Annotated in this window: 15 protein-coding genes and 3 pseudogenes; 8 read left to right on the forward strand and 10 right to left on the reverse strand. The window is 58.0% G+C overall.

Features of this window, described 5'->3' with window-relative positions; genetic code table 11:
• Positions 1-80: 80 nt before the first annotated feature.
• From ACM6IV_RS02285 to ACM6IV_RS02295, 3 genes are all read right to left on the reverse strand, one after another.
• The gene (locus tag ACM6IV_RS02285; RefSeq protein WP_414868555.1) at positions 81-1814 is read right to left on the reverse strand and encodes a J domain-containing protein; all 1734 of its coding nucleotides are present in this window, start codon (positions 1812-1814) and stop codon (positions 81-83) included.
• An 11-nt stretch (positions 1815-1825) separates the two neighbouring features.
• Positions 1826-3523 carry a molecular chaperone HscC gene (locus tag ACM6IV_RS02290; RefSeq protein WP_414868556.1) on the reverse strand — a complete coding sequence of 566 codons (1698 nt, stop codon included), beginning with the start codon at positions 3521-3523 and terminating at the stop codon, positions 1826-1828.
• A gap of 196 nt (positions 3524-3719) precedes the next feature.
• Positions 3720-5138 (reverse strand): short-chain fatty acid transporter, encoded by a 1419-nt coding sequence (locus tag ACM6IV_RS02295; RefSeq protein ID WP_414868557.1) that lies wholly within the window; start codon positions 5136-5138, stop codon positions 3720-3722.
• 352 nt (positions 5139-5490) lie between these two features.
• Here ACM6IV_RS02295 and ACM6IV_RS02300 point away from each other — a divergent pair, with 352 nt between their 5' ends.
• From ACM6IV_RS02300 to ACM6IV_RS02320, 5 genes and pseudogenes are all read left to right on the forward strand, one after another.
• Positions 5491-6804, forward strand: coding sequence for an MFS transporter (locus ACM6IV_RS02300; protein ID WP_414868558.1), 1314 nt, complete (start codon positions 5491-5493; stop codon positions 6802-6804).
• Between the two features lie 206 nt (positions 6805-7010).
• Positions 7011-7697 (forward strand): annotated as a pseudogene (locus ACM6IV_RS02305) (PAS domain-containing protein); the annotation flags it as partial.
• A 102-nt stretch (positions 7698-7799) separates the two neighbouring features.
• Positions 7800-8237 (forward strand): annotated as a pseudogene (locus tag ACM6IV_RS02310) (methyl-accepting chemotaxis protein); the annotation flags it as partial.
• 153 nt (positions 8238-8390) lie between these two features.
• On the forward strand, positions 8391-8990 hold the full coding sequence (locus ACM6IV_RS02315; RefSeq protein WP_414868559.1) for a flavin reductase family protein: 600 nt from the start codon (positions 8391-8393) through the stop codon (positions 8988-8990).
• A gap of 74 nt (positions 8991-9064) precedes the next feature.
• On the forward strand, positions 9065-9697 hold the full coding sequence (locus ACM6IV_RS02320; protein ID WP_414868560.1) for a LysE family translocator: 633 nt from the start codon (positions 9065-9067) through the stop codon (positions 9695-9697).
• A gap of 23 nt (positions 9698-9720) precedes the next feature.
• Here ACM6IV_RS02320 and ACM6IV_RS02325 read toward each other — a convergent pair.
• From ACM6IV_RS02325 to ggt, 3 genes and pseudogenes are all read right to left on the reverse strand, one after another.
• Positions 9721-9873: pseudogene (locus ACM6IV_RS02325) on the reverse strand (transcriptional regulator); the annotation flags it as partial.
• A gap of 126 nt (positions 9874-9999) precedes the next feature.
• A complete protein-coding gene (locus tag ACM6IV_RS02330) occupies positions 10000-10368 on the reverse strand; it encodes a DUF6124 family protein (RefSeq protein ID WP_414868561.1) in 369 nt (122 codons plus the stop codon).
• 423 nt (positions 10369-10791) lie between these two features.
• A complete protein-coding gene (gene ggt, locus ACM6IV_RS02335) occupies positions 10792-12624 on the reverse strand; it encodes a gamma-glutamyltransferase (RefSeq protein WP_414868562.1) in 1833 nt (610 codons plus the stop codon).
• Positions 12625-12891: 267 nt separating this feature from the next.
• On the opposite strand from ggt, the gene ACM6IV_RS02340 reads away from it, so the two are divergent.
• From ACM6IV_RS02340 to ACM6IV_RS02350, 3 genes are all read left to right on the forward strand, one after another.
• Positions 12892-14001, forward strand: coding sequence for a DUF2817 domain-containing protein (locus ACM6IV_RS02340; protein ID WP_414868563.1), 1110 nt, complete (start codon positions 12892-12894; stop codon positions 13999-14001).
• A 362-nt stretch (positions 14002-14363) separates the two neighbouring features.
• Complete coding sequence (locus ACM6IV_RS02345) at positions 14364-14756, forward strand: helix-turn-helix domain-containing protein (protein WP_414868564.1); 393 nt, start codon at positions 14364-14366, stop codon at positions 14754-14756.
• Positions 14757-14837: 81 nt separating this feature from the next.
• Positions 14838-15062, forward strand: a complete 225-nt coding sequence (locus tag ACM6IV_RS02350; RefSeq protein ID WP_414868565.1) for a SymE family type I addiction module toxin — start codon at positions 14838-14840, stop codon at positions 15060-15062.
• Positions 15063-15252: 190 nt separating this feature from the next.
• Here the strand turns inward: ACM6IV_RS02350 and ACM6IV_RS02355 are convergent, their stop codons facing one another.
• From ACM6IV_RS02355 to ACM6IV_RS02370, 4 genes are all read right to left on the reverse strand, one after another.
• On the reverse strand, positions 15253-16407 hold the full coding sequence (locus ACM6IV_RS02355) for a Fic family protein (RefSeq protein ID WP_414868566.1): 1155 nt from the start codon (positions 16405-16407) through the stop codon (positions 15253-15255).
• Positions 16408-16895: 488 nt separating this feature from the next.
• Positions 16896-17168 (reverse strand): excisionase, encoded by a 273-nt coding sequence (locus ACM6IV_RS02360; RefSeq protein ID WP_414868567.1) that lies wholly within the window; start codon positions 17166-17168, stop codon positions 16896-16898.
• Positions 17169-17564: 396 nt separating this feature from the next.
• Positions 17565-17783 (reverse strand): hypothetical protein, encoded by a 219-nt coding sequence (locus ACM6IV_RS02365; RefSeq protein ID WP_414868568.1) that lies wholly within the window; start codon positions 17781-17783, stop codon positions 17565-17567.
• Positions 17784-18375: 592 nt separating this feature from the next.
• Positions 18376-19362, reverse strand: coding sequence for a hypothetical protein (locus ACM6IV_RS02370; RefSeq protein WP_414868569.1), 987 nt, complete (start codon positions 19360-19362; stop codon positions 18376-18378).
• Positions 19363-20026: the final 664 nt, after the last annotated feature.

Consider the following 20026-nt stretch of genomic DNA (forward strand, 5'->3'; position numbering starts at 1 on the left):
TAATTGTTTCAGTATGTTTCGGGCGGACGCTAGCAAGGGAATATGACGGTTGGGTGACAGAACGCTCTGTCGCGCCGGTCCTAGCCCGGCATGAGTGAGTGGAGCGAGTAGCCGAGCCGGCTGGCCGCTGTTATGGCAGTCATGACCACCAGAAACAGCAATTGCAGTGGACTGAAGTGCGCCCAGTGCAATGCGGTCAGCCAAGGACGGCGGTGGCTCAGTTCCGGGTCGAGCGAACCGAGACGGCGTTTATGCACAAGCCCGATCAGAAGCGTGCCGACATAAGTGAGTGCCCCCAGCGGGCCGAGCAACAGCGAAAACATCAACACCATCACCCCTTGCGGTACTCCGTGGCGTATCACCAGCCAGCGCGTGTCAGGGTTCCATTTGCGTGGAATCAAACCTTCGGTGAGCCACAGGTCGGGGACTATCACATGGGCCGTGAGCACCACCCACCAACTCAGGGCAAAGCGGAAAAACCAGACCGGCACACAGGCAAATAACATCGGCATGAAGACGAGGTGCATGACCGTTTTTTCTTGGGAGGACAGATGTTGCAGGAACAGCGCCAAGGCAATCGCCGCCCAGACCCACACCCAGGTTTGGGCGGCAATCGGTCGTGGAAAGAAGCGCCGCCAGTAAAAAACATCGGCGTAGGGCAAACGTGCGAGCAACTCGGGAAAGCGCCACGTGAGTTTTTCCGACAAGTCATGGCAGGCCTGCCATTCATTCTGGCCAAAGCCGTCAATGATCTTCTTCTGCTGCCAGGGTTTGAGCGGATTGATCAACAGATGCGCCGCTTGAACATCGGCCGCCCACGTCCGGTCGCTTTGCGCCTTGGCGCGCAGATTGTCGTAGAAACTTTCCTGATCGCAGCGTTCGATCAAGGCGTCCCAGAGCCAGTCCGGCTGCGGGTGCAGGCCTTTGTTGTGATCCCAGCCGAACAATTGGCCGATGCGGTCGAACAGCGGCACGCTCCACTCGCTGTCATTGAGCAACTGCAGCAGGGTTTGTTGCCATTGTTCCCGGCGATCGAACACCTGCAGCCATGGCTGTGCGCTGTAGCGCTTGAGCAAATTGAGGAATTCGCGCTCGCTCTGGCTTTCGAGCAGTGCCTGCAAGGCGTTTCGATAGTCGGACATCAGGCTCTCGGCGAGCCCGTCACGCTGACGATCATTGATCAGCACGTCTTGCCACGGCCCCAGCCATCCGAGGTGCTCTACGGCCCAGTGCAGCACCGGGCTGCGCAGATGCGGCTGGTCAAAACAGCGTTGCAGCAACAGCTTTTCGAACGCCTTGGCACAGCCTTGCTGTTGTGCCTGTTCCCAACGCTCGCCGAGGTTGTCTGGCGCCAAGCCTTCGAGCAGTGCTTGTGCGGCCTGCGTTTCAACAGCGTGTGCATCTACATAGGTGTCCGCCGCCATTGGCTCGACACGTCGAACCTCGTCATCCACAGGCGGCGCGAACGGCTCCGGGGCGGCCGGACTGACGGGAGGGAACTGCGGGGCGGAAAAATCCCAAGGCTGGTTTTGCGCTGAGGGGTGCGTATTTGCCAGCGCGGCATCGAGTGCCAATGCGGCGAAGACACCGGACTCTGTCGCCACTGCGACATCGGTGTCTTGTTCGTGTTCCGCTTCGGCGATTTCAAGGCGCCATCGGGCAATCGCCAGCGCTTGCTCATAGGCTTCACGCAAGCGCTGGAAACCTTCGGCGTCCTCATCGGGGCGGAAGGTTTTCAGCAAGCGCGCGTAGCTGCGTTTGATGGCGCGGGCGTCGGCGTCATCGTGCAGGTGCAACACGGACCAGCAATCCATGGCCAGGCTCCTTATTGCCACGGGGTGCGATCAAGTTCGCTCAGGCGGCGGCTCAAGTCGGTGCGCACTTCACGGATCTGGCGCTCGTCCTGACTGTCGAGCGCAATCTGGAATTGCCTGGCCCAATCGCCCATCAGGTCACGCATATCGCCCAGGCTTTCCTGATAAAGGCGCTCCAGACGGGCACTCAAGAGCGTGTTGACCTGTTGCTCGCGTGGATGAATCTTCAATTGCGCGAGGTGCGCCAGACGCTGCTGGATCTCCTCTGGTGAGAGCACGCCCGGGTTGTTTTCGATGACCAGCGAATGCTGTTGACCGGTCAGGGGGATTTTCACCTGGGCTTCGAGCAGACCATTGTTGTCATAGGTGAAACGCACATCGAGGGCAACTTCGCCGGCCTTGTGCTTCGGCACCTTGATGTCCAGTTCGCCGAGCGCCACGTTGTCTTTGACCAGACGGCTCTCGCCCTGGAAGATGCGCACGACCACGTGTTCCTGATTGTCGTGCAGGGTGTACACGGTCTTGACCCGACTGACCGGCACGATGCTGTTGCGCTCGATGATCGGCAGGTAATGGCCGCTCTCATAGTTGCGGCCGACCTGAGTGGAGGTCTCGATGCCCAGCGTGTAGGAGCAGACATCGGTCAGCACCACTTCTTCCAGCGCTGCGGCACGGGCCTTGAGTGCTGCCTGAATAGCCGCGCCCTGTGCCACGACCTGATCGGGGTCCAGAGTGATCGACGGAAAGCGGCCGAACAGCCCGGCAGCGAGTTTGCGCACCAGCGGCATACGGGTGGTGCCGCCGACCAGCAGAATCTCGTCCAGATCGCTGACGCGGATGCGCGCATCGCGCAGCGCCCGTTCAATCGGCGCGCGCAGGCGTTCGAGCAGCGGCATGTACAGCGTCGCCAACTGTTGCTGAGTGATAGTTTGCGTCCACTGCCGCTCGCCGAGTTGCAAGCGGAATTCGGCACTGTCGTCCTGCCCCAATGCCTTGCGCACACGTTCGGCCTCGCGACGCAGCGGCTGGATGACGCTGCTGCGCTCAGGGAAGTCTGCCGCCGAACTGTGCTGGCTGATGAAGTGCTCCAGCAACACCGTGTCGAAGTCTTCGCCACCGAGGAAGTTGTCACCGGCGCTGGCGCGCACTTCCATGACCCCTTCGAACAACTCCAGAATCGACACGTCGAACGTGCCGCCACCGAGGTCAAAGACCAGAAACGAGGTTTCCTTGTCCCGCTGGTGCAATCCATAGGCGAGGGCGGCGGCGGTCGGTTCGTTGATCAGTTTTTCGACCTTCAGCCCGGCCAGTTCGCCGGCGATCCGCGTGGCTTTGCGTTGCGCGTCGCTGAAGTAGGCCGGGACGCTGATCACGGCTTCGGTGACGGTTTCGCCATAGGCGCGTTCGACGTCTTCTTTCAGACTCTTGAGCACCAGCGCGGACAGTTCTTCCGGGCGAAACGCCTTGTCGGCCAGGTACGTTTGCGTGGCGCTGCCCATGTGGCGCTTGAACAACGACGCGGTCAGGCGTGGATGGGTGTGCAGACGCTCGCGCGCCGCCTGCCCCACCAGAATCCGGCCTTGATCATCCAGGCCGACAACGCTCGGCGTCAGAAACTGACCCAGGGCGTTGGGCACCAACTCCGTGGCATCGCCACGCCAGACGGCGACCAGGCTATTGGTGGTTCCCAGGTCAATCCCTACGATCATTGCAACGAACTCCCTTTGCGCTTGGTAAAAAATGGAAACATTTATGGGCGCGCAGAATATTACCGAGGGTGCGATGCGGTAAAGCAGGATGATGGCTCTGAGCCATTATTTGCGACAGGTAGCCATACTGCAGACGACAGGGCTGTTTCAAAAGGAAAGTTCGGGGCGCTGCCATGATGGCGCGCCCCGCTTGGGATTACGGCATCACCGGCGGCGTGTACGCCAGCGTCGTCCCCAATGCCCACAGCAACAGCAGCACCAGCGGCGTGTGCACCAGCAGTTGCACAAAGGAGAAACCGATCAGATCCCGCGCCTTCAACCCGAGCACGCCCAGCAGCGGCAGCATGTAGAACGGGTTGATCAGGTTCGGCAACGCTTCCGCCGCGTTGTAGATCTGCACCGCCCAGCCGAGGTGGTATTGCAGATCATTGGCGACCTGCATCACGTAAGGCGCCTCGATGATCCACTTGCCTCCACCGGATGGAATGAAGAAGCCGAGAATCGCCGAGTACACGCCCATCAACAGCGCATAGGTGTCATGGGAGGCGATGCTGACGAAGAACGTCGAGATGTGGTGCGCCAGGGTTTGCGCGTCCGTGCCTTTGACCGTGGTCATCAGCGCGGCAATCGAGCCGTACAACGGGAACTGGATCAACACGCCGGTGGTGGTCGGCACCGCACGGGCCACGGCATCGAGGAAGCTGCGTGGGCGCCAGTGCAGCAATGCGCCGAGCATGATGAACAGAAAGTTGTAGGTGTTCAGTCCGGAAATCGCCGTGATCGCCGGTTTGGTCGAGAACTCATGGAACAGCCAGCCCGCCGCCAACAGCACCAGCACGATGATCAGCAGCGGACTGTGCTCCAGCCATTCCCCTGGCCGCGTGCGCGGTTGCAACGGTGGCAGGTTGAAGGCCGGGTCGATGCCGCAGGCCTTGGCGTCGCGCGCGGAGTTCGGTCCGGGAGCGGTGGCGTAGGCGATGATGATCGAGATCACGATCAGCGCTAGCAGCATGACCCCGGACTGCCAGAGGAAAATCGTTTCGGTGAACGGAATCACCCCGGTGATCGACAGGATCGACGGCGGCAGGCTGGCCGGGTTGGCCTGCAACTGCGCAGCCGACGACGACAAGCCCAACGCCCACACCGCGCCAAGGCCCAGATAAGCCGCAGCACCGGCGGCACGGTAATCCATTTTCAGATCGGTGCGGCGGGCGAGGGCGCGCACCAGCAAACCGCCGAACACCAGCGACAGGCCCCAGTTGAGCAAGGACGCGACCATCGAGATCAGCGCCACCCACGCCACCGCAGAGCGGCCGTTTTTCGGAAGGCGTGCCAACCGGTCAATCAGTTTTACCGCGGGCGGCGAACTGGCGACCACGTAACCACCGATCACCACGAAGGCCATCTGCATGGTGAACGGAATCAGGCTCCAGAACCCGTCACCGAAGGCCATCGCCGCATCGGTGGGTTTGGCGCCCATGGCCAGCGTGGCCAGGGCAACGATGATCACGGCCAACGCGGCGAATACCCATGAGTCGGGAAACCAGCGTTCGGCGAAACTTGAACAGCGCAGGGCAAAGCGTGCGGAGCGGCTATCTTCGATATCAACGGCCACAGGGAGTACCTCGGATTTTTATGGTTATTGTGGTCTTGCGGGAACGCTCGCCGATCTCGACAACACAGAGATCCCTGTGGGAGCGAGCTTGCTCGCGAAGAGGTCGGCACATTCAACATTGAAGTTGGCTGGGCTGGCGCTTTCGCGAGCAGGCTCGCTCCCACATGGGGTTTACGGCGGTTGGCCGGGGTTGGCGTGGTCCCGCTGGACAGGCATTAACAGTAATTCAACTGCCAATGCTTTGTGAGCAGGTTTTTGCAAAACCCTGACTATGGTCTAACGGGTTGTCCATCCGCCGATTTGCGTAGACCATGGGCGCCTTGGTTTTCTGCCTGATCCAGAGTTCTTTGCCATGACTGCCCAATCCACGGCCAAACCCGTGCCGTTCAGCCGCTCCGACTACAAAACCCTCGGCCTTGCGGCCCTTGGCGGGGCGCTGGAGATCTACGATTTCATCATCTTCGTGTTCTTCGCCCTGACCCTCAGCCAGTTGTTCTTCCCGCCGGAAATGCCCGAGTGGCTGCGTCTGCTGCAAAGCTTCGGGATCTTTGTCACCGGATATCTGGCGCGGCCGCTGGGCGGGATCCTGATGGCGCATTTCGCCGACAGACTCGGGCGCAAGAAAGTCTTCAGCCTGAGCATCCTGATGATGGCGCTGCCGTGCCTGCTGATCGGCATCATGCCGACTTATGCACAGATCGGTTATTTCGCCCCGTTGTTGCTGCTGGCGCTGCGCATCCTCCAGGGCGCGGCGGTCGGTGGTGAAGTGCCGAGCGCCTGGGTGTTCGTCGCCGAGCACGCGCCAGCCGGCCATCGTGGTTACGCGTTGGGCTTTTTGCAGGCCGGGTTGACCTTCGGTTACCTGATCGGCGCGCTGACTGCGACTTTCCTCGCGCAAGTATTCACCCCGGCAGAAATCCTCGATTACGCCTGGCGTTATCCGTTCCTGCTCGGTGGCGTTTTCGGCGTGATCGGCGTTTACCTGCGCCGCTGGCTGAGCGAAACCCCGGTATTCATGGCCATGGAGGCGCAGCGTGAGGCGCGGGTCGAGCTGCCGTTGCGCACGGTGCTGCGTGAGCATCGATTGGCCATGTTGCCGGCGATGTTGCTGACCTGCGTGCTGACTTCGGCGGTGGTGGTATTCGTCGTCATCACCCCGACCATGATGCAGAAGACTTTCGGCATGACCGCCAGCCATACCTTCGCGCTCAGTGCATTGGGTATCGTGTTTCTCAATATCGGCTGCGTGATTGCCGGGCTGCTGGTCGATCGTCTCGGCGCGTGGCGCACCGTCATGCTGTATAGCCTGCTGCTGCCGCTGGGCATCGGCGTGCTCTACGGCTGCCTGATCAGCGGCGGCGAGTGGATTGGTATCGCGTATGCCATTGCCGGCCTTGCCTGCGGTGTGGTCGGCGCAGTGCCGTCGGTGATGGTCGGCTTGTTCCCGGCGCGGATCCGCGTCTCAGGCATTTCCTTCACCTACAACATTGCCTACGCCGCATGGGCAAGTATCACACCGTTGTTGCTGATCGGTCTGATGCCGTGGAGTCCGTGGATCTGTGTGATGTTCTGCGCCGTGATGGGCGTGGTGGGATTGTTGAGTGCCGCCTATTTTGGCTCGCGGATGCCACGCACCGGACACTGTCAGGTGGCCGGAACCGCCTGACAGCGTGTGTTCGAACTATTTTCGACCGACGGGTCGCAAGCGCTCTTCAGAAAAGTTTTTCAAGGCCGATGGCTAGGCTGTATCCCGCTTTCTATCCTGCCCATCGGTACTTTCCCATGTTCAACAAACGCCTGAAGCAAGAGCTGGCCGCTCTTCGTGAAGAACTCTCCAGCCTCGTGCAGGTGAAGGAAAGCCTGGAAAGCGAGATGCTAGTGCTGAATCTTGAGCCCGACGGGCGCATTCAATCGGTCAACCAGAACTTCCTCAACGAGATGCACTACAAGAGCCAGGACCTGATCGGTCGGGCGATTGAAGACATCGTTCCGGCGCATGTGAAGACCGACGAATTTCACCAGCGCTTCAAAAACGCCATGACCCGTGGCGAGCATTTCGCTGGCGCCGTGCGCTTGTTGCGCGGCAATGGTGCGGAAGCGTGGCTGCGTTCGATCGTACAACCGGTGCGTTCTTCGGATGGGCGGATCAAGCACATTTCGCTGTTTGCCAGCGACCTGACCCGCACCATCGAAGCCTCCAGAGAGCACGAAAACCTGATCGGTGCGCTGGTGCGGTCCACTGCCGTGATCGAATTCGACCTCAACGGCAACGTGCTCAACGCCAACGATCGCTTCCTCAGCGGCATGGGTTACAGCCTGGCGCAGATCAAAGGCAAACATCACCGCACGTTCTGCACCCCGGAGGAGTACAACAGCGCCGAGTACCAGAATTTCTGGCGGCGTCTGAACAACGGCGAGTTCGTGGCGGACCGCTTCAAGCGTGTCGACAGCCATGGTCGTACAGTCTGGCTGGAGGCGTCCTACAATCCGGTGGTCGATGCCAACGACAGATTGTACAAAGTGGTGAAGTTCGCCACCGTGATCACCGATCAGGTCAACCGCGAGCAGGCCGTCGCCGACGCGGCCAGCATCGCCTACAGCACTTCGCAGCAAACCGACAGCACGGCCCAGCGCGGTACCACGGTGGTGACTGAAGCGGTGAATGTGATGCGTGATTTGTCGCGACACATGCAGGCCGCTGGTGAGGGTATCGAAGCACTGAACGAGCAATCGCAGGTGATCGGCACCATCGTCAAGACCATCAGCGGCATTGCCGAACAGACCAACCTGCTGGCGCTCAACGCTGCCATCGAAGCGGCCCGCGCAGGCGAACAGGGCCGAGGCTTTGCGGTGGTGGCGGACGAAGTGCGGCAACTGGCCTCGCGCACCAGTCAGGCGACTGAAGAGATCGTCACCGTGGTGCGGCAGAACCAGGAAATGGCGCGCAACGCCGTGGCTCTGATGACCGATGGCAAGCTCCAGGCTGAACAAGGGCTGGCACTGGCAGCAGAGGCGGGGACGGTGATCGTCGAGATTCAGGACGGCGCGCAAAAAGTGGTGGATGCGGTCGGCCAGTTTGCCAACCAACTCTCCCACTGACCCGCACTAGACCCTGTAGGAGTGTGCCTGCTCGCGATAGCGGTGTATCAGTCAGCACAAATGTTGAATGTCAGACCCTGATCGCGAGCAGGCTCACTCCTACAAATGTGCGTTGGCGCTACAATCTGCTCCTTTTTCCCCGGAGCAGACCCCATGAGCGATTCCCACCGCCGCCTGGTGCCCCTGAACAAAGCCTACCGTTTGCTCAACCACGGGCCGACCGTGCTGGTCAGCGCCGCCCATGACGGCCAGCGCAACATCATGGCCGCCGCCTGGGCAATGCCATTGGATTTCGAACCGCCGAAAGTCGCGGTCGTCCTTGATAAGTCCACCTGGACGCGCCAGTTACTCGAAGCGTCCGGCACCTTCGTGCTCAACGTCCCTTGTGTCGATCAAGCCGACATCGTGCAAACCGTCGGCAATACGTCGGGTCTGGAGATTACCCAAACCCAGGGACAGGACAAATTTCAGGCGTACGGCCTGCAGACCTTCACCGGCGAACAAGTCGAAGCCCCGCTGCTCGACGGCTGCGTCGCCTGGCTCGAATGCCGCTTGCTGCCAGAGCCGCGCAACCACGAGCAATATGACCTGTTCCTCGCCGAAGTCATCGCCGCCCACGCCGATGATCGCGTGTTCAGCGACGGGCGCTGGCATTTCGAAGGGCATGACGGTTTGCGCACCTTGCACCACGTGGCGGGCGGGCATTTCCTGAAGATTGGTGATGCGGTAGTGGGTAAGACGTTAGCGGTCTGAATGGCTGCTGATGGCAAAACATTTCCGGATGTTGCAAGGTAGAGGGCATCGACGAACCTATCAGGCGCATGCCCATGGATCTTTCCCTATCGAGTTATCTGGCGCCGTTGCTGTCGTTGGCCCTGTTGTGGACCGTCGCGGTGATCACGCCCGGCCCGAACTTCTTCAACATCGCGCAACTTGCGGTCAGCCGTTCCCGCCGTCATGGCGTCGTTGCGGCGCTCGGCGTCGCCAGCGGAACGGTGGTGTGGGGGCTGGCGGGGGGCTTGGGCATTCAGTCGCTGTTCAGCGCCGCACCCACGCTGTACTTGAGCTTCAAGATTGCCGGTGGCTGCTACCTGATCTATCTCGGGCTCAAGCAGTTCAAGCGCAAGGCGCCGATTGTCGCGGGCACGCTCGATACCTCGGAGCAAACGTTGCTCGGCGCCTACGGGCGGGGCTTTCTGGGCAACATGACCAATCCCAAGTCGGCATTATTCGTCGCCACCATTTTCGCCACCGCCATGCCGGCTCACATTCCACCACTGTTGCTGGCGCTGGCGGTAATGACCATGGCGATGCTGTCGTTCAGCTGGTATTGCTGCGTGGCGCTGTTCTTCGCCAGTCGGCGGATTGCTAGTGTGTATGAGCGTTCGCGGCAATGGCTGGATCGCTTCGCGGGCGGTTGCTATCTGTTGTTTGGTGCGCATCTGGTGGCTAATCGCTGAGCCATAGATCTTGGATGTGAAAGCTGTTTGGCCTCGTAGGCTTCGATAAGGCTGATCATGATGTCGAAGTGATCCCCTTCAGCAGTGCCCGGTACTGGCTCGTTGTCGAAAAGTGCAGACACGTTCTCAAGCGCCGCACGATAGTCGTCTTCGTTATGAATTGGGCGTACGTTCATGGATTACTCCACTTCAAAGGAGTCTGCCTGATAGGGCAATAAGGGACGCCAGGTTTATGCCGGGCAACGCCAGGAGATAAGAATCCGATGCCTTCACGGCATCGGATTTTTTATGCATTGCGAAAACTACGTAACCGGCTGAACGTTATCCAGCGCCTGATTTACCGCCAGTTCACTCAGCATGACGATTTGCGCGATACCCAGCGCGGTCTTGCGGTGCGCGGTATCCAGCACGGCGGCGAAATTGTTGAGCATCTCGGTGACCGAACCCAGGGTTTCGCTGGCATTTGCCAGCAGGGATTCGGTGTCGTACACCGGGTTGGCGAGGTACATGGGTTCAGCCACGCGGGCGGACGCCATGATGTGAGCGGCCGGCTTGAGGTAATGATCAAGGGCGCGGTCGGCGGCTTCGTGGAGCTTTTTGCTGTCGATGGAGGCGTAAGGAGAGGTTGGGTCGGTGTCTGTTTCGGGAGGATTGGGTGTTGGCTTTTTCATGATGATTACCCTGTGTGACGGTTGTAGCTGGTCCATTCGATTTCCAGGCGAATGGGTGGCAGCTGTACGCAGGCTGGAAATCCGGGACAGAGTAACCCGGCAGACCCGAAGGTCTCCCGCGCACAGCCGCCATAACAGAGTGCACACCACAAGGGCGCGCAAGGATACGTTATGAATGGCGCTGGTGCGCACAACTGTCGTCGGATTTCCAGGCCCGGTCACTGAATTGGCAGCGACGTGCACAGCCTAGAGAGTGGACGTCCGACGGACAACCTGAAAACCTTGTGGGACAGTTCTGTATTTTCACGGCATTTTTAAACATTGAAACCTTGGTCGCCGAACAAACTACGCCCCTTACTTACTCGTTGTTCGCCCAATAAAAAGGCCTACCTCCCGGTAGGCCTTTTTATTCACTTCGTAGCCTCAATCCCCTAACGCTTCCCCTTCACGCCGTGGATCCGCTCCACCCTCCAACGACACTTTCCCCTGCGCATCCTTGACCCGCACGATGGCCTGGGTGCCGCTGGTCATATCGATTTCATTCACCGCATGCCCTTTGTCTTTCAGCGCCTGAATCAGTGCCGGGCTGAACTGGCCTTGTTCCAGCTCGGTCGGGCCATTGCGGCTGCCGAAGTTGGGCAGGCTGATGGCGCTTTGCGGGTCGAGGTGCCAGTCGAGCAGGCCGACGGTGGTTTTCGCCACGTATTCGATGATTTGCGAACCACCGGGTGAGCCGACCGTGGCGACGAATTCGCCGCTGTGGCGATCGAAGACCAGCGTTGGCGCCATCGACGAACGTGGACGTTTGCCGGGTTCGACGCGGTTGGCGACTTTCTGGCCGTTCTCTTCGGGGATGAACGAGAAGTCGGTCATCTGGTTGTTGAGCAGGAAACCCTGAACCATCAGGTGCGAGCCGAACGCGGCTTCGATGGTGGTGGTCATCGACACGGCGCCACCGAGGTCATCCACCGCGACCACTTGCGAGGTGGAGATACGCAGCGGCGAACGGTCCGGAGCATAGGCCACCTGCACGCCCGGCGGCGTGCCCGGTTTGGCGCTGCCCATGCTGCGCTCGCCGATCAGGCTGGCGCGGCTGGCGAGATAGCCCGGGTCGACCAGGCCTTTGACCGGCACTGGCACGAAGTCGGTGTCGGCGACGTATTGCGCGCGGTCGGCGTAAGCCAGACGCTCGGCTTCGGCGATCAGATGCACGGCCTGCGGATCCGGCTCTATGCCCGCCGGTTTATCGGTCTTCAGCGGTTTCAGCGGCGTCAGCGAAAGACGCGGATCGCGGGTTTCCAGCGCCTGCAAGGTGCCGAGAATCTGCGCCACGGCGATCCCGCCCGACGACGGCGGCGGCATGCCGCAGACCTGCCAGCGCTTGTAATCGGTGCACAGCGGCGCGCGTTCCTTGGCCTGATAGCGCTGCAGATCGTTCAGCGTCAGGCTGCCGGGGTTAGTGTGCCCCTGCACCTTGGCGACGATTTCCTCGGCGATCGGGCCTTTGTACAACGCGTCCGCACCTTCATTGGCAATGCGTTTGAGCACGGCGGCCAATGCCGGGTTTTGCAGACGCGTGCCGACGGCTTTGACACTACCATCGGCGTTGAGGAAATATTTGGCCATGTCCGGCGACTGGCGGATGACTGGATCTGATTCCAGCAGCGAGTGCAAACGCGCAGAGATCGCGAAGCCTTGCTCAGACAGTTTGATTGCCGGTTCAAACAGCTTGGCCCAGGGCAGGCGACCGTGTTGTTGATGCGCCAGCTCCAGCGCACGCAGCACGCCCGGCGTACCGACCGAACGACCGCCGATCTGCGCCTGCGGGAACGACATCGGCTGGCCATCGGCACGCAAGAACAGCTTCTCGGTGGCGCCGGCCGGTGCGGTTTCGCGGCCGTCATACGTGCGCACTTGTTTGCCGTCCCACAACAATATCATTGCACCGCCGCCGATCCCGGAAGACTGCGGCTCAACCAGCGTCAGCACCGCTTGCATCGCAATCGCCGCATCAATCGCCGAACCGCCCTGACGCAGCATCTCGCGCCCGGCCTCGGCGGCCAGTGGGTTGGCAGCCGCTGCCATGTGTTTGCTGGCGTGGCGGGTTTGCAGATCGGTGCGGAAACCGGAAGCGGCTTCCGGCGCCAGCGGCAAGGTCGAGGAGGGCGGGGCGTTGCACGCGGTGAGGGTCAGGGCGCTGATGATCAGCGTCAGCGCTGGCAGGCGAAAGCGGCTCAAGGGCAAGGCTGAAAACACGCGGGCTCTCCGTCCGTGGGATAAAAGTCTCAGGGACTTTATCGACCGCCCGGTCGCGACGCAAACCGATGGGCATTTTTGTCTTTCTTTTCGGGGCGGATGTTCGCTAGGGTCAAGCTCAAATTTATGGAGCACCAACATCCCCTGTAGGAGTGAGCCTGCTCGCGATAGCGTCATCACATTCAACATCATTGCTGACTGATCCACCGCGATCGCGAGCAGGCTCACTCCTACAGGTAAAGGCATAAAAATCACAAGAGGCCAGGCATGCACAGCGAGTTCCCCACCGAGTCCAGCTACCGCAATCAACGCGAACAGTTTCTCGCCGCCGCCAATGCCGCCGGCGCCACGCTCACCTCCTACGCACATCCACGTTGCGGGCCATTCGGCGGACCGCTGAGCACCGACGTCGCCGTGCTCGGCAATCCACAGGCCAAACGTCGACTGGTAGCACTCAGCGGTACCCACGGTGTCGAGGGCTATTACGGCTCGGACTGTCAGATCGATTGGCTGAAAACCTTCGAACCCGGCTCGCTGCCCAAGGATGTCGCGGTGGTCATGGTTCACCTGATCAACCCATGGGGCACGGCGTGGTTACGCCGGGTCAACGAAGACAACATCGACCTCAACCGCAATCACCTCGATTTCACCGGGCCGTTGCCGGACAACCGCGCTTACGCCGATCTGCATCAGATCTACGCGTGCACCGATTTGCACGGCCCCGAACGCCAACGCGCCGATGCCTTGCTCGATGCGCTAATCATCGAACACGGCTGGCCAGCGGTGATGTCGATTGTCGAAGGCGGTCAGCACAGCCATCCCGACGGCCTGTTTTACGGTGGCCGCACGCCGAGCTGGTCGAATCGCACGTTGCACCAAATCATCGAAACGCATCTGGCTGGCGCTGAAACCGTGATGTGTTTCGACCTGCACACCGGCGCCGGTGAGTACGGTCATCCGATGTTGCTGACCATCACCCAGGCGCCGTACCCGGCACTCGCGCAGGCCCAGGCAATTTATGGCCCATGGCTTTACACCCTGCACACCGGCGCCGACACCTTGAGCGAAACCGGAGTGGCAGCGACGGCTACCGGGTACACCTCGCAGGCGTTGCTTAATGCGTTGCCGGATGTGCAGTTGATGCCGTTCGTGATCGAGTGCGGGACGTATCCGGGGCCGGAGGTACATCGGCATTTGCGTGATGATCACTGGCTGCATTTGCATGGCGATCCTCTGGATGCGACGGGGAGGGGGATCAAAGTGAATTTGCTGGAGCAGTTTTATCCGGCGGATCCGGACTGGCGGGCGATGGTCGGTTTGCGCACGCGGCAGATCTGGGCGAAAGGGTTGTCGGCGCTGGGTAACTGGTCGCAGTAAATCATCAGTACCTTGGCTGTCGGCACTTTCCTCCAGGCACAAAAAACGGCTCACTTTGCGGTAAGCCGTTTTTTTGTATTTGTGGTGCGCGATCTAATTCATACCAGGATCGAATCCGTTTCCTACAGCGTTTTTTCAACCTGATCTGTCGGTACCGATTCAGTCGAATGAAAAGGCATTTCGCGCCTGTAGTACCTCGCCCCCGAACTAGCGGTTGCTCCACATTTCTCCTACAAACTTTTCAGGTCGACAACTTACGCACCGCTGCCTGAGGATATTTTCTGTCGTTTTTTCCAGGATGGATTTCAGATGAAAAGGATGAGTCCGTTGCCATTCAACTCTATTTTCAATCGGCCATTGTCATGAGTATTTCCAATGAGGATCGCGATTTTCTGGTGGCGCTGGGCAGTCGCATTGCGCACTTACGCACAGTGCACGAGATCACACAGACTCGGTTTGCACGGGCGTTAGGTCTTTCCCGGCAGACCTTTCAGGGTTACGAGGAGGGCACGCGCAGCATGCCGGTCACGACACTGGTGAAGATGGCATTTGCGCTTCGCGTGCCTGTTGAAGACCTGCTCGGGGTTCCCTCGTACACGGAGAGGCCCAGACGCAGCTTGACCTCGACGTGGTATCGACGGCTGCAGTCCATCAATGAACTTTCGAAGGTCCAACAGAAGGTTATTGCGCAGATGCTTGACGCCCTGATCGCACAGGCAGCGACCAAAGCGAGCGACGAAGAAAAAGAAATTTGAAGTAACCCAAAGAACGCGGAACCAAGGTGCGACAACACCCTGGCCCCGCTAACCACAAAGCAGCTTAAAAGGAGCTGAACCATGGCTAAAACCAATCATACGACATCAACCCCCATCACTGAACGCCGGCTGAAAATCGCCGCTGATTTTTACCTCGTCCACACAAAGGAAAAATCCTACAGCCCCGCCAAACCGGTGCCCTGGATCAGGCTTCGCGGACTGTGGTTACGACAGGCAGGATTCGAGGTAAACGAAAACGTCAAAGTACGCGTGATGAAAGGATGTCTGGTGATTACAGCGGAATAGATGAATCGTCCGAGTAAAGCCGCACGCTATTTGCGTAGGAAAAAAACGCCGCTAACACTCAGGGATAGCGGCGTTTTTTGAGAGCCTTTCTGCCGGCTGCTCATTCGGGTGAGTATCCGATAATCCGCAGTTCAAATCGGTACGTGGGTCATTCAGCAGGACTCGAATATTACCGGTTGTAGATCTGCGCTCAGGGGTTTTCCAAAGGGGCAGGGATGAAGCCTTGCTCTCTGAGTGACTTAATGACCCCGCGAATCAGGTAGTTATTGGAAAATCCAATCGTGTACTGCCTCGCTCCGGGGGTAAGCGGTAAAAGCATTCCCTGATCCACCAGTTTTTTTATCAAGTAGGTCCGTTGATTACTCGAATGTTTGGGGAGTACAGCTGCTACATCCGCAGATTTGACTACCTTCAGTTTAATCGCGGCAGAGAGCACCAGTTCCTCTGTCTCGGTGATCCATTCGCGTTCCCGTGCAAAGGCGATAGCAGGGACGAGAATGCACTTGGTGAGATAGGAATAATTGGTAAGGCGGTCGACCTTTTCAAGCTCGTCGCGGATGCCTTGCAAGACATACGTACACCATTGCTCCAACCCTTCCGTTGTTCCCTTGTCAGCTGTTGCGAGCATTGAGTAATAGCGTTCACGGTCGTTGCAGAACACGGCTGTAGGATTCAAGACGCGACCGCCCGTATTGACGTTGAAGCCATATTTCATCAGTAACGCATAGGTGAGCAGTCTGACCACGCGGCCATTGCCATTACCGAACGGGTGTATCCATCCAAATCTATGGTGCGCCAGCGCGACCTTCATCAGGTCATATTTGGGGGAGTCCTTACGGTTAACGAACTCGACGAGTTCCTCCATGTATGCCTGAATCTGGATGAAGTCGGGCGGCAGGTGATCGGATTGTGAAATCCGCACACCACCGCTGCGGTATGCGCCTGGCGTTCTATCGCCTTCGCGTTGGAGATTGTCGACGGTCATCGCGTGTAGCTCGCGGATCGTACGCTCGGTCAGTTCTGCGCCCGGCGCCATGATCTGCTCGATGTAATCCATTGCATTCTCGATGTTGGCTACCTCACGAAGCTGGTCAGTTTCGTGGGCCTTCCCCTCCACTTTGCTCTCAATGTAGTCCGCCAAGGTTGTGTGGTTGCCCTCAATGCGCGCAGAGCCGAGGCTTTCCAGCGCATGGAACAAAGACTTGAGTTGGTGGAATACCTGTGGCGGCGTATCGCCTTCGAGTCTCAGACGACGTAGGTGCTCCAGTTCGCTCAAGACATCCACCAGGTCAGAGTCAAAGGAGGGGTTGAGCAGCGCCAGGTCGTGATGGAAAAACTCGGCCATGATAATAATTATCTCAAGTGTTCTTTTTGATTATCTTGAATTTTCTATTGTGGAGTCCAGGATTTATTGGCTAAAAGCTGAAGTGTGACGTTAGCATTATCTTGAATTTGATATTTGCTTATGTGAAAAAAGGCGAAGTGCAAAATGTAAGAAAGTCTGACTGATGAGGGGCTGCGAGCCCACTGATCCAATCGAAAGGGCTGAAGATAGGCCTTCTGTAGGTGGGGAACCGGAGGGGGGGATTATTGCAGGCATAAAAAAACGGCCTACCTTTCGGTAAGCCGTTTTTAGTACTTGGTGGTACACAGACATTTGAACTGGCTACTTAACCGTCTGTAATTATTGGGTATTTGTCTTGGCGTCTGCGCGAGGGATACATATGGGGATACATGGCGCTCGTTGCTAGGTGGCATTCGGCCTTTTCTCTTTTCGCCGGAAGGTGCTCGAAAGCGACCATTTGGTAAGTCGGATTGATCCGACGAGCGGCATCATTCCAGCGGCTTTGGGCTCCGGAGGTTTGCTTTGCTCATCAGCGGCGCGGGGCTCTGACCTGACCGGAACTTATCTTCTCGATTCGCCGTTGATGGTTTGCCCATCTCCACCCAAGCTTCGTAACCATCGACGTCGATCAGCACTCGCCCGTCAGGTGCTTTTCGCCAAACGTGATCTTTACCCCAAGTGCCGTCAGCGATCTTTGCTCTAATCGCGGCCTCAGTGTACCCAGAGTCGCCGGAAAACTTTCTGACAGTCACATAACGCATTTTTCGCATTCCTCAGCCTGATCGTCTACGTTCGGCTTACAGCGAGCGCGAGAATGGCGCGCCACTTGCTCCTGAGAGCTCGTGGCCGAGGCGCATGAAGCGATCGATGCCCACTGTCATTTCCTGATATCTCTCAGTGTTGGCGGTGTCTGCCGCGGTCTACCAACCTTCGGCGCCTTGTTCTCGCCGTCCCGGCAGGCGCGCAGAAACTCCCGAACATCAGCCTTCAGCCAGCAGTGTCTGGTGCCCATCTTGAAACTCTTAGGCAGCCAGTCCACTCCGCGGCGCATTCCCTCTCTGACCGACGCCTCAGTTCGGCCAAGCATCTTGCCCAGGCCGGCGACAAATACCACTTCGCAATCATCGTCCATAGATGCCCCCCGAATCGGATGCTGGCTACGTCGCGCCTTGTGCCTTCAGTCTGGCGAGCCCCTGATTGATATGCCCGGCGTTTTCGCCGATCGTCTCCAGTGCGGTTCGGACATTGTCGCCGACGTCGGCATGCCCTTGGCTTTCGACTAACAGGGTCAGCTCCATTAGTGCGGCTTCCAAGGCGAGCTGGTTGCGATACATGCGCTCTAGGACATCTGGGAGAGAGTATTCGGGGGAGGGCATCGCTTCGACTCCATTCGAGAAAATGAAAGCGTAGCAGCGCCGGTTCGATCGAGGCATGAAACAAATTGCTCACTGCTCACTGCTCACTGCTCACTGCTCACTGCTCATTCACCGACGAGCGCTCCGAGTCACTGGAAATGCTCGATGCTGGGGGGTTGTGTATAGCCATTGTTTAAGCGATGCCCAGGGGGTTGTGTATAGCCGGTGTAGGAGGTGTGAAGAGGAGCCGGCAGACCGACTTCACGGCAACGAGAAAGTGTGGTCACAGTGCCACACAGTGGCATTGTCACCACTCTGTTTTGAGGACGCGGTCGTCGCGTGTCGGGATCTACACAGAGTGTAGATTTCAACACTGATGAAGGCAGCGATCAGCTTGGCGCAGCGGCTGCGGAAGAACTGACCGGCGCTTTCCCGCGAAAATCCGTCAAGACCCTGTCAAGAATTGCTTGGCGCGCTAAGGGTTTAGCGAGCTGGCGTCTCACCTATTCATCCTGCGGATATTCCCGCGACAGATCGATCAGAAAATTTAGGTTATCCGTGTGCCTAGCGTATTTAGCGCATTGATCGTATAGCCACCATGTTTTTATATGGATCAATCGTGGAAGACGTTTTGGGCTTTGCCAGTGGCAACATAATCGGCAAGGTTCTTCAGTCTCCGATAATAGGCCAACACAATCTTCACTGAGGCAAGCATATCTTCACACGCAAGGCCGATAATATGGCCCTCATAATTACTTAGGCCAAATGCGGCACAAGCCTCACCAAGCAGTTCTCGGAGCTCTTCCTTGTCATCAGCATGCAAAAATAGATCATCTTCCGACTGGCCAAGCCAGCCCTTATCTTGTAGGCGCCTATAAACGTTTTTATAAGTTGCAGTGGCAAGGCTTTCGTCGTCATTAAGGTCAATGATCAGGTCTCTAATCGAGTCTGCAACTGTTTCGTTTACGACGAACTCGACGAAGCCGGGAGAAGCGTACTCAATGCTCTTAATTTGCGCCCTATCCTGGCCCGGAATACCTTTGTATAGCGACCTAAAAAAATTGACAGAGCTGAAGCCCCCACGCCATGGGTATTTATGAAAAACTCTTTCTATCTCGCGCTTTGATACAGCCCCCGTCGCACCAAGGAGCGCATACCCAAAGGCATAGCAATCCTGCACCAGATCGGAAAATTTCTTGAGATCGCTAACTTCCCAACGTCCATCTATGTCAACAACTTTAACCTTGCTGGTTGAGCTTGATGGCGCATGTCCCGGCAAAAACATACCTTGTTGAGGCAGAAGCTCTTCAGATATTTCTTCAACTTTTGTCGTTTTGCAAATATCTCCAACTCTTCCCCACAGTTCAGCGAGTTCATACTTGCCCTTATGGGCGCGAGTGACTGCGTAGCGTACATCTATTTTTTCATATAAAAGCAGTTTCAATACATCGGGGGCTATGCGAGAAAAGTAGAACTTGCATGCTTGCTCGCCATCATCATAGTTAATTCCTAAATAATTTTGAGCCTGTTTGTTCTTGGCAAGAACTACCAAGGGAATCTCATAATGCAGAAGCACCTTGTAAACAGTTAATTCGCTCATAGTATGTTTACCGCCCCTACGAGCGTCATCAAGTCATGTTCATGATATGGCCAGAAATGCACATGCCCTGGTGAGTCTTGATGCCAAACGCCAGCAGAAGATTCAAAGCGCACTTCCACCGCGTGGGTAAACTTAGATCGAGGCAATTTAGCTATCGCGCGGCAGGCAGCCAAGGATGTGCTCAAGGAAACGGACATTGCCTCACACTCATCGGGGTATGGATGGTTCGGCAGCCTTTTACGCTGTGAATCGAAATCAGATTCCGATACAGAGTGAGAGCGCAGAAGTCTCCAAAGCGGAGTAGCTTTCGGTGTCACGACCTCATTAGGAGGGCAGCTCCGTGGCAGCGCCTCTCTGTAAGCGCTTAGTGTCAGGACATCGTTCAACGCTTTTCCTCCCTGATAATGGCGTTTTGGCTTCGCGATTCTGTGTCCCCTGATAGCAATTCGTCAAAGCAATTGTCATCTTTAACCTTACCGTACGTCTTGTTAGACGACCGAGCTTGCTTTTTTGACGCTGCTCGCACAGATAGGGCCTCGGACGCCAGGCAGGCACGGATTCGGTGTTTCACGGTAACCGTGCTGGCAACCTACAGCAGGGTTCGCATTAGCGGGTGCGAACCAGAAGTGCGAACCTCGAATGCGAACTTGAGCGGTACGCGCAC

The organism is Pseudomonas sp. IT-347P, from assembly GCF_949768005.1.
Classification (GTDB): domain Bacteria; phylum Pseudomonadota; class Gammaproteobacteria; order Pseudomonadales; family Pseudomonadaceae; genus Aquipseudomonas.

What these genes read in the sequence shown, in the direction of transcription:
- ACM6IV_RS02290 (WP_414868556.1), bottom strand. Translation starts at nt 3,523, where the DNA reads ATGATCGTAGGGATTGACCTGGGAACCACCAATAGCCTGGTCGCCGTC.
- ACM6IV_RS02365 (WP_414868568.1), bottom strand. Translation starts at nt 17,783, where the DNA reads ATGCCCTCCCCCGAATACTCTCTCCCAGATGTCCTAGAGCGCATGTAT.
- ACM6IV_RS02355 (WP_414868566.1), bottom strand. Translation starts at nt 16,407, where the DNA reads ATGGCCGAGTTTTTCCATCACGACCTGGCGCTGCTCAACCCCTCCTTT.
- ACM6IV_RS02340 (WP_414868563.1), top strand. Translation starts at nt 12,892, where the DNA reads ATGCACAGCGAGTTCCCCACCGAGTCCAGCTACCGCAATCAACGCGAA.
- ACM6IV_RS02285 (WP_414868555.1), bottom strand. Translation starts at nt 1,814, where the DNA reads ATGGATTGCTGGTCCGTGTTGCACCTGCACGATGACGCCGACGCCCGC.
- ACM6IV_RS02315 (WP_414868559.1), top strand. Translation starts at nt 8,391, where the DNA reads ATGAGCGATTCCCACCGCCGCCTGGTGCCCCTGAACAAAGCCTACCGT.
- ACM6IV_RS02330 (WP_414868561.1), bottom strand. Translation starts at nt 10,368, where the DNA reads ATGAAAAAGCCAACACCCAATCCTCCCGAAACAGACACCGACCCAACC.
- ACM6IV_RS02370 (WP_414868569.1), bottom strand. Translation starts at nt 19,362, where the DNA reads ATGAGCGAATTAACTGTTTACAAGGTGCTTCTGCATTATGAGATTCCC.
- ACM6IV_RS02320 (WP_414868560.1), top strand. Translation starts at nt 9,065, where the DNA reads ATGGATCTTTCCCTATCGAGTTATCTGGCGCCGTTGCTGTCGTTGGCC.
- ACM6IV_RS02360 (WP_414868567.1), bottom strand. Translation starts at nt 17,168, where the DNA reads ATGCGTTATGTGACTGTCAGAAAGTTTTCCGGCGACTCTGGGTACACT.
- ACM6IV_RS02300 (WP_414868558.1), top strand. Translation starts at nt 5,491, where the DNA reads ATGACTGCCCAATCCACGGCCAAACCCGTGCCGTTCAGCCGCTCCGAC.
- ACM6IV_RS02345 (WP_414868564.1), top strand. Translation starts at nt 14,364, where the DNA reads ATGAGTATTTCCAATGAGGATCGCGATTTTCTGGTGGCGCTGGGCAGT.
- ACM6IV_RS02350 (WP_414868565.1), top strand. Translation starts at nt 14,838, where the DNA reads ATGGCTAAAACCAATCATACGACATCAACCCCCATCACTGAACGCCGG.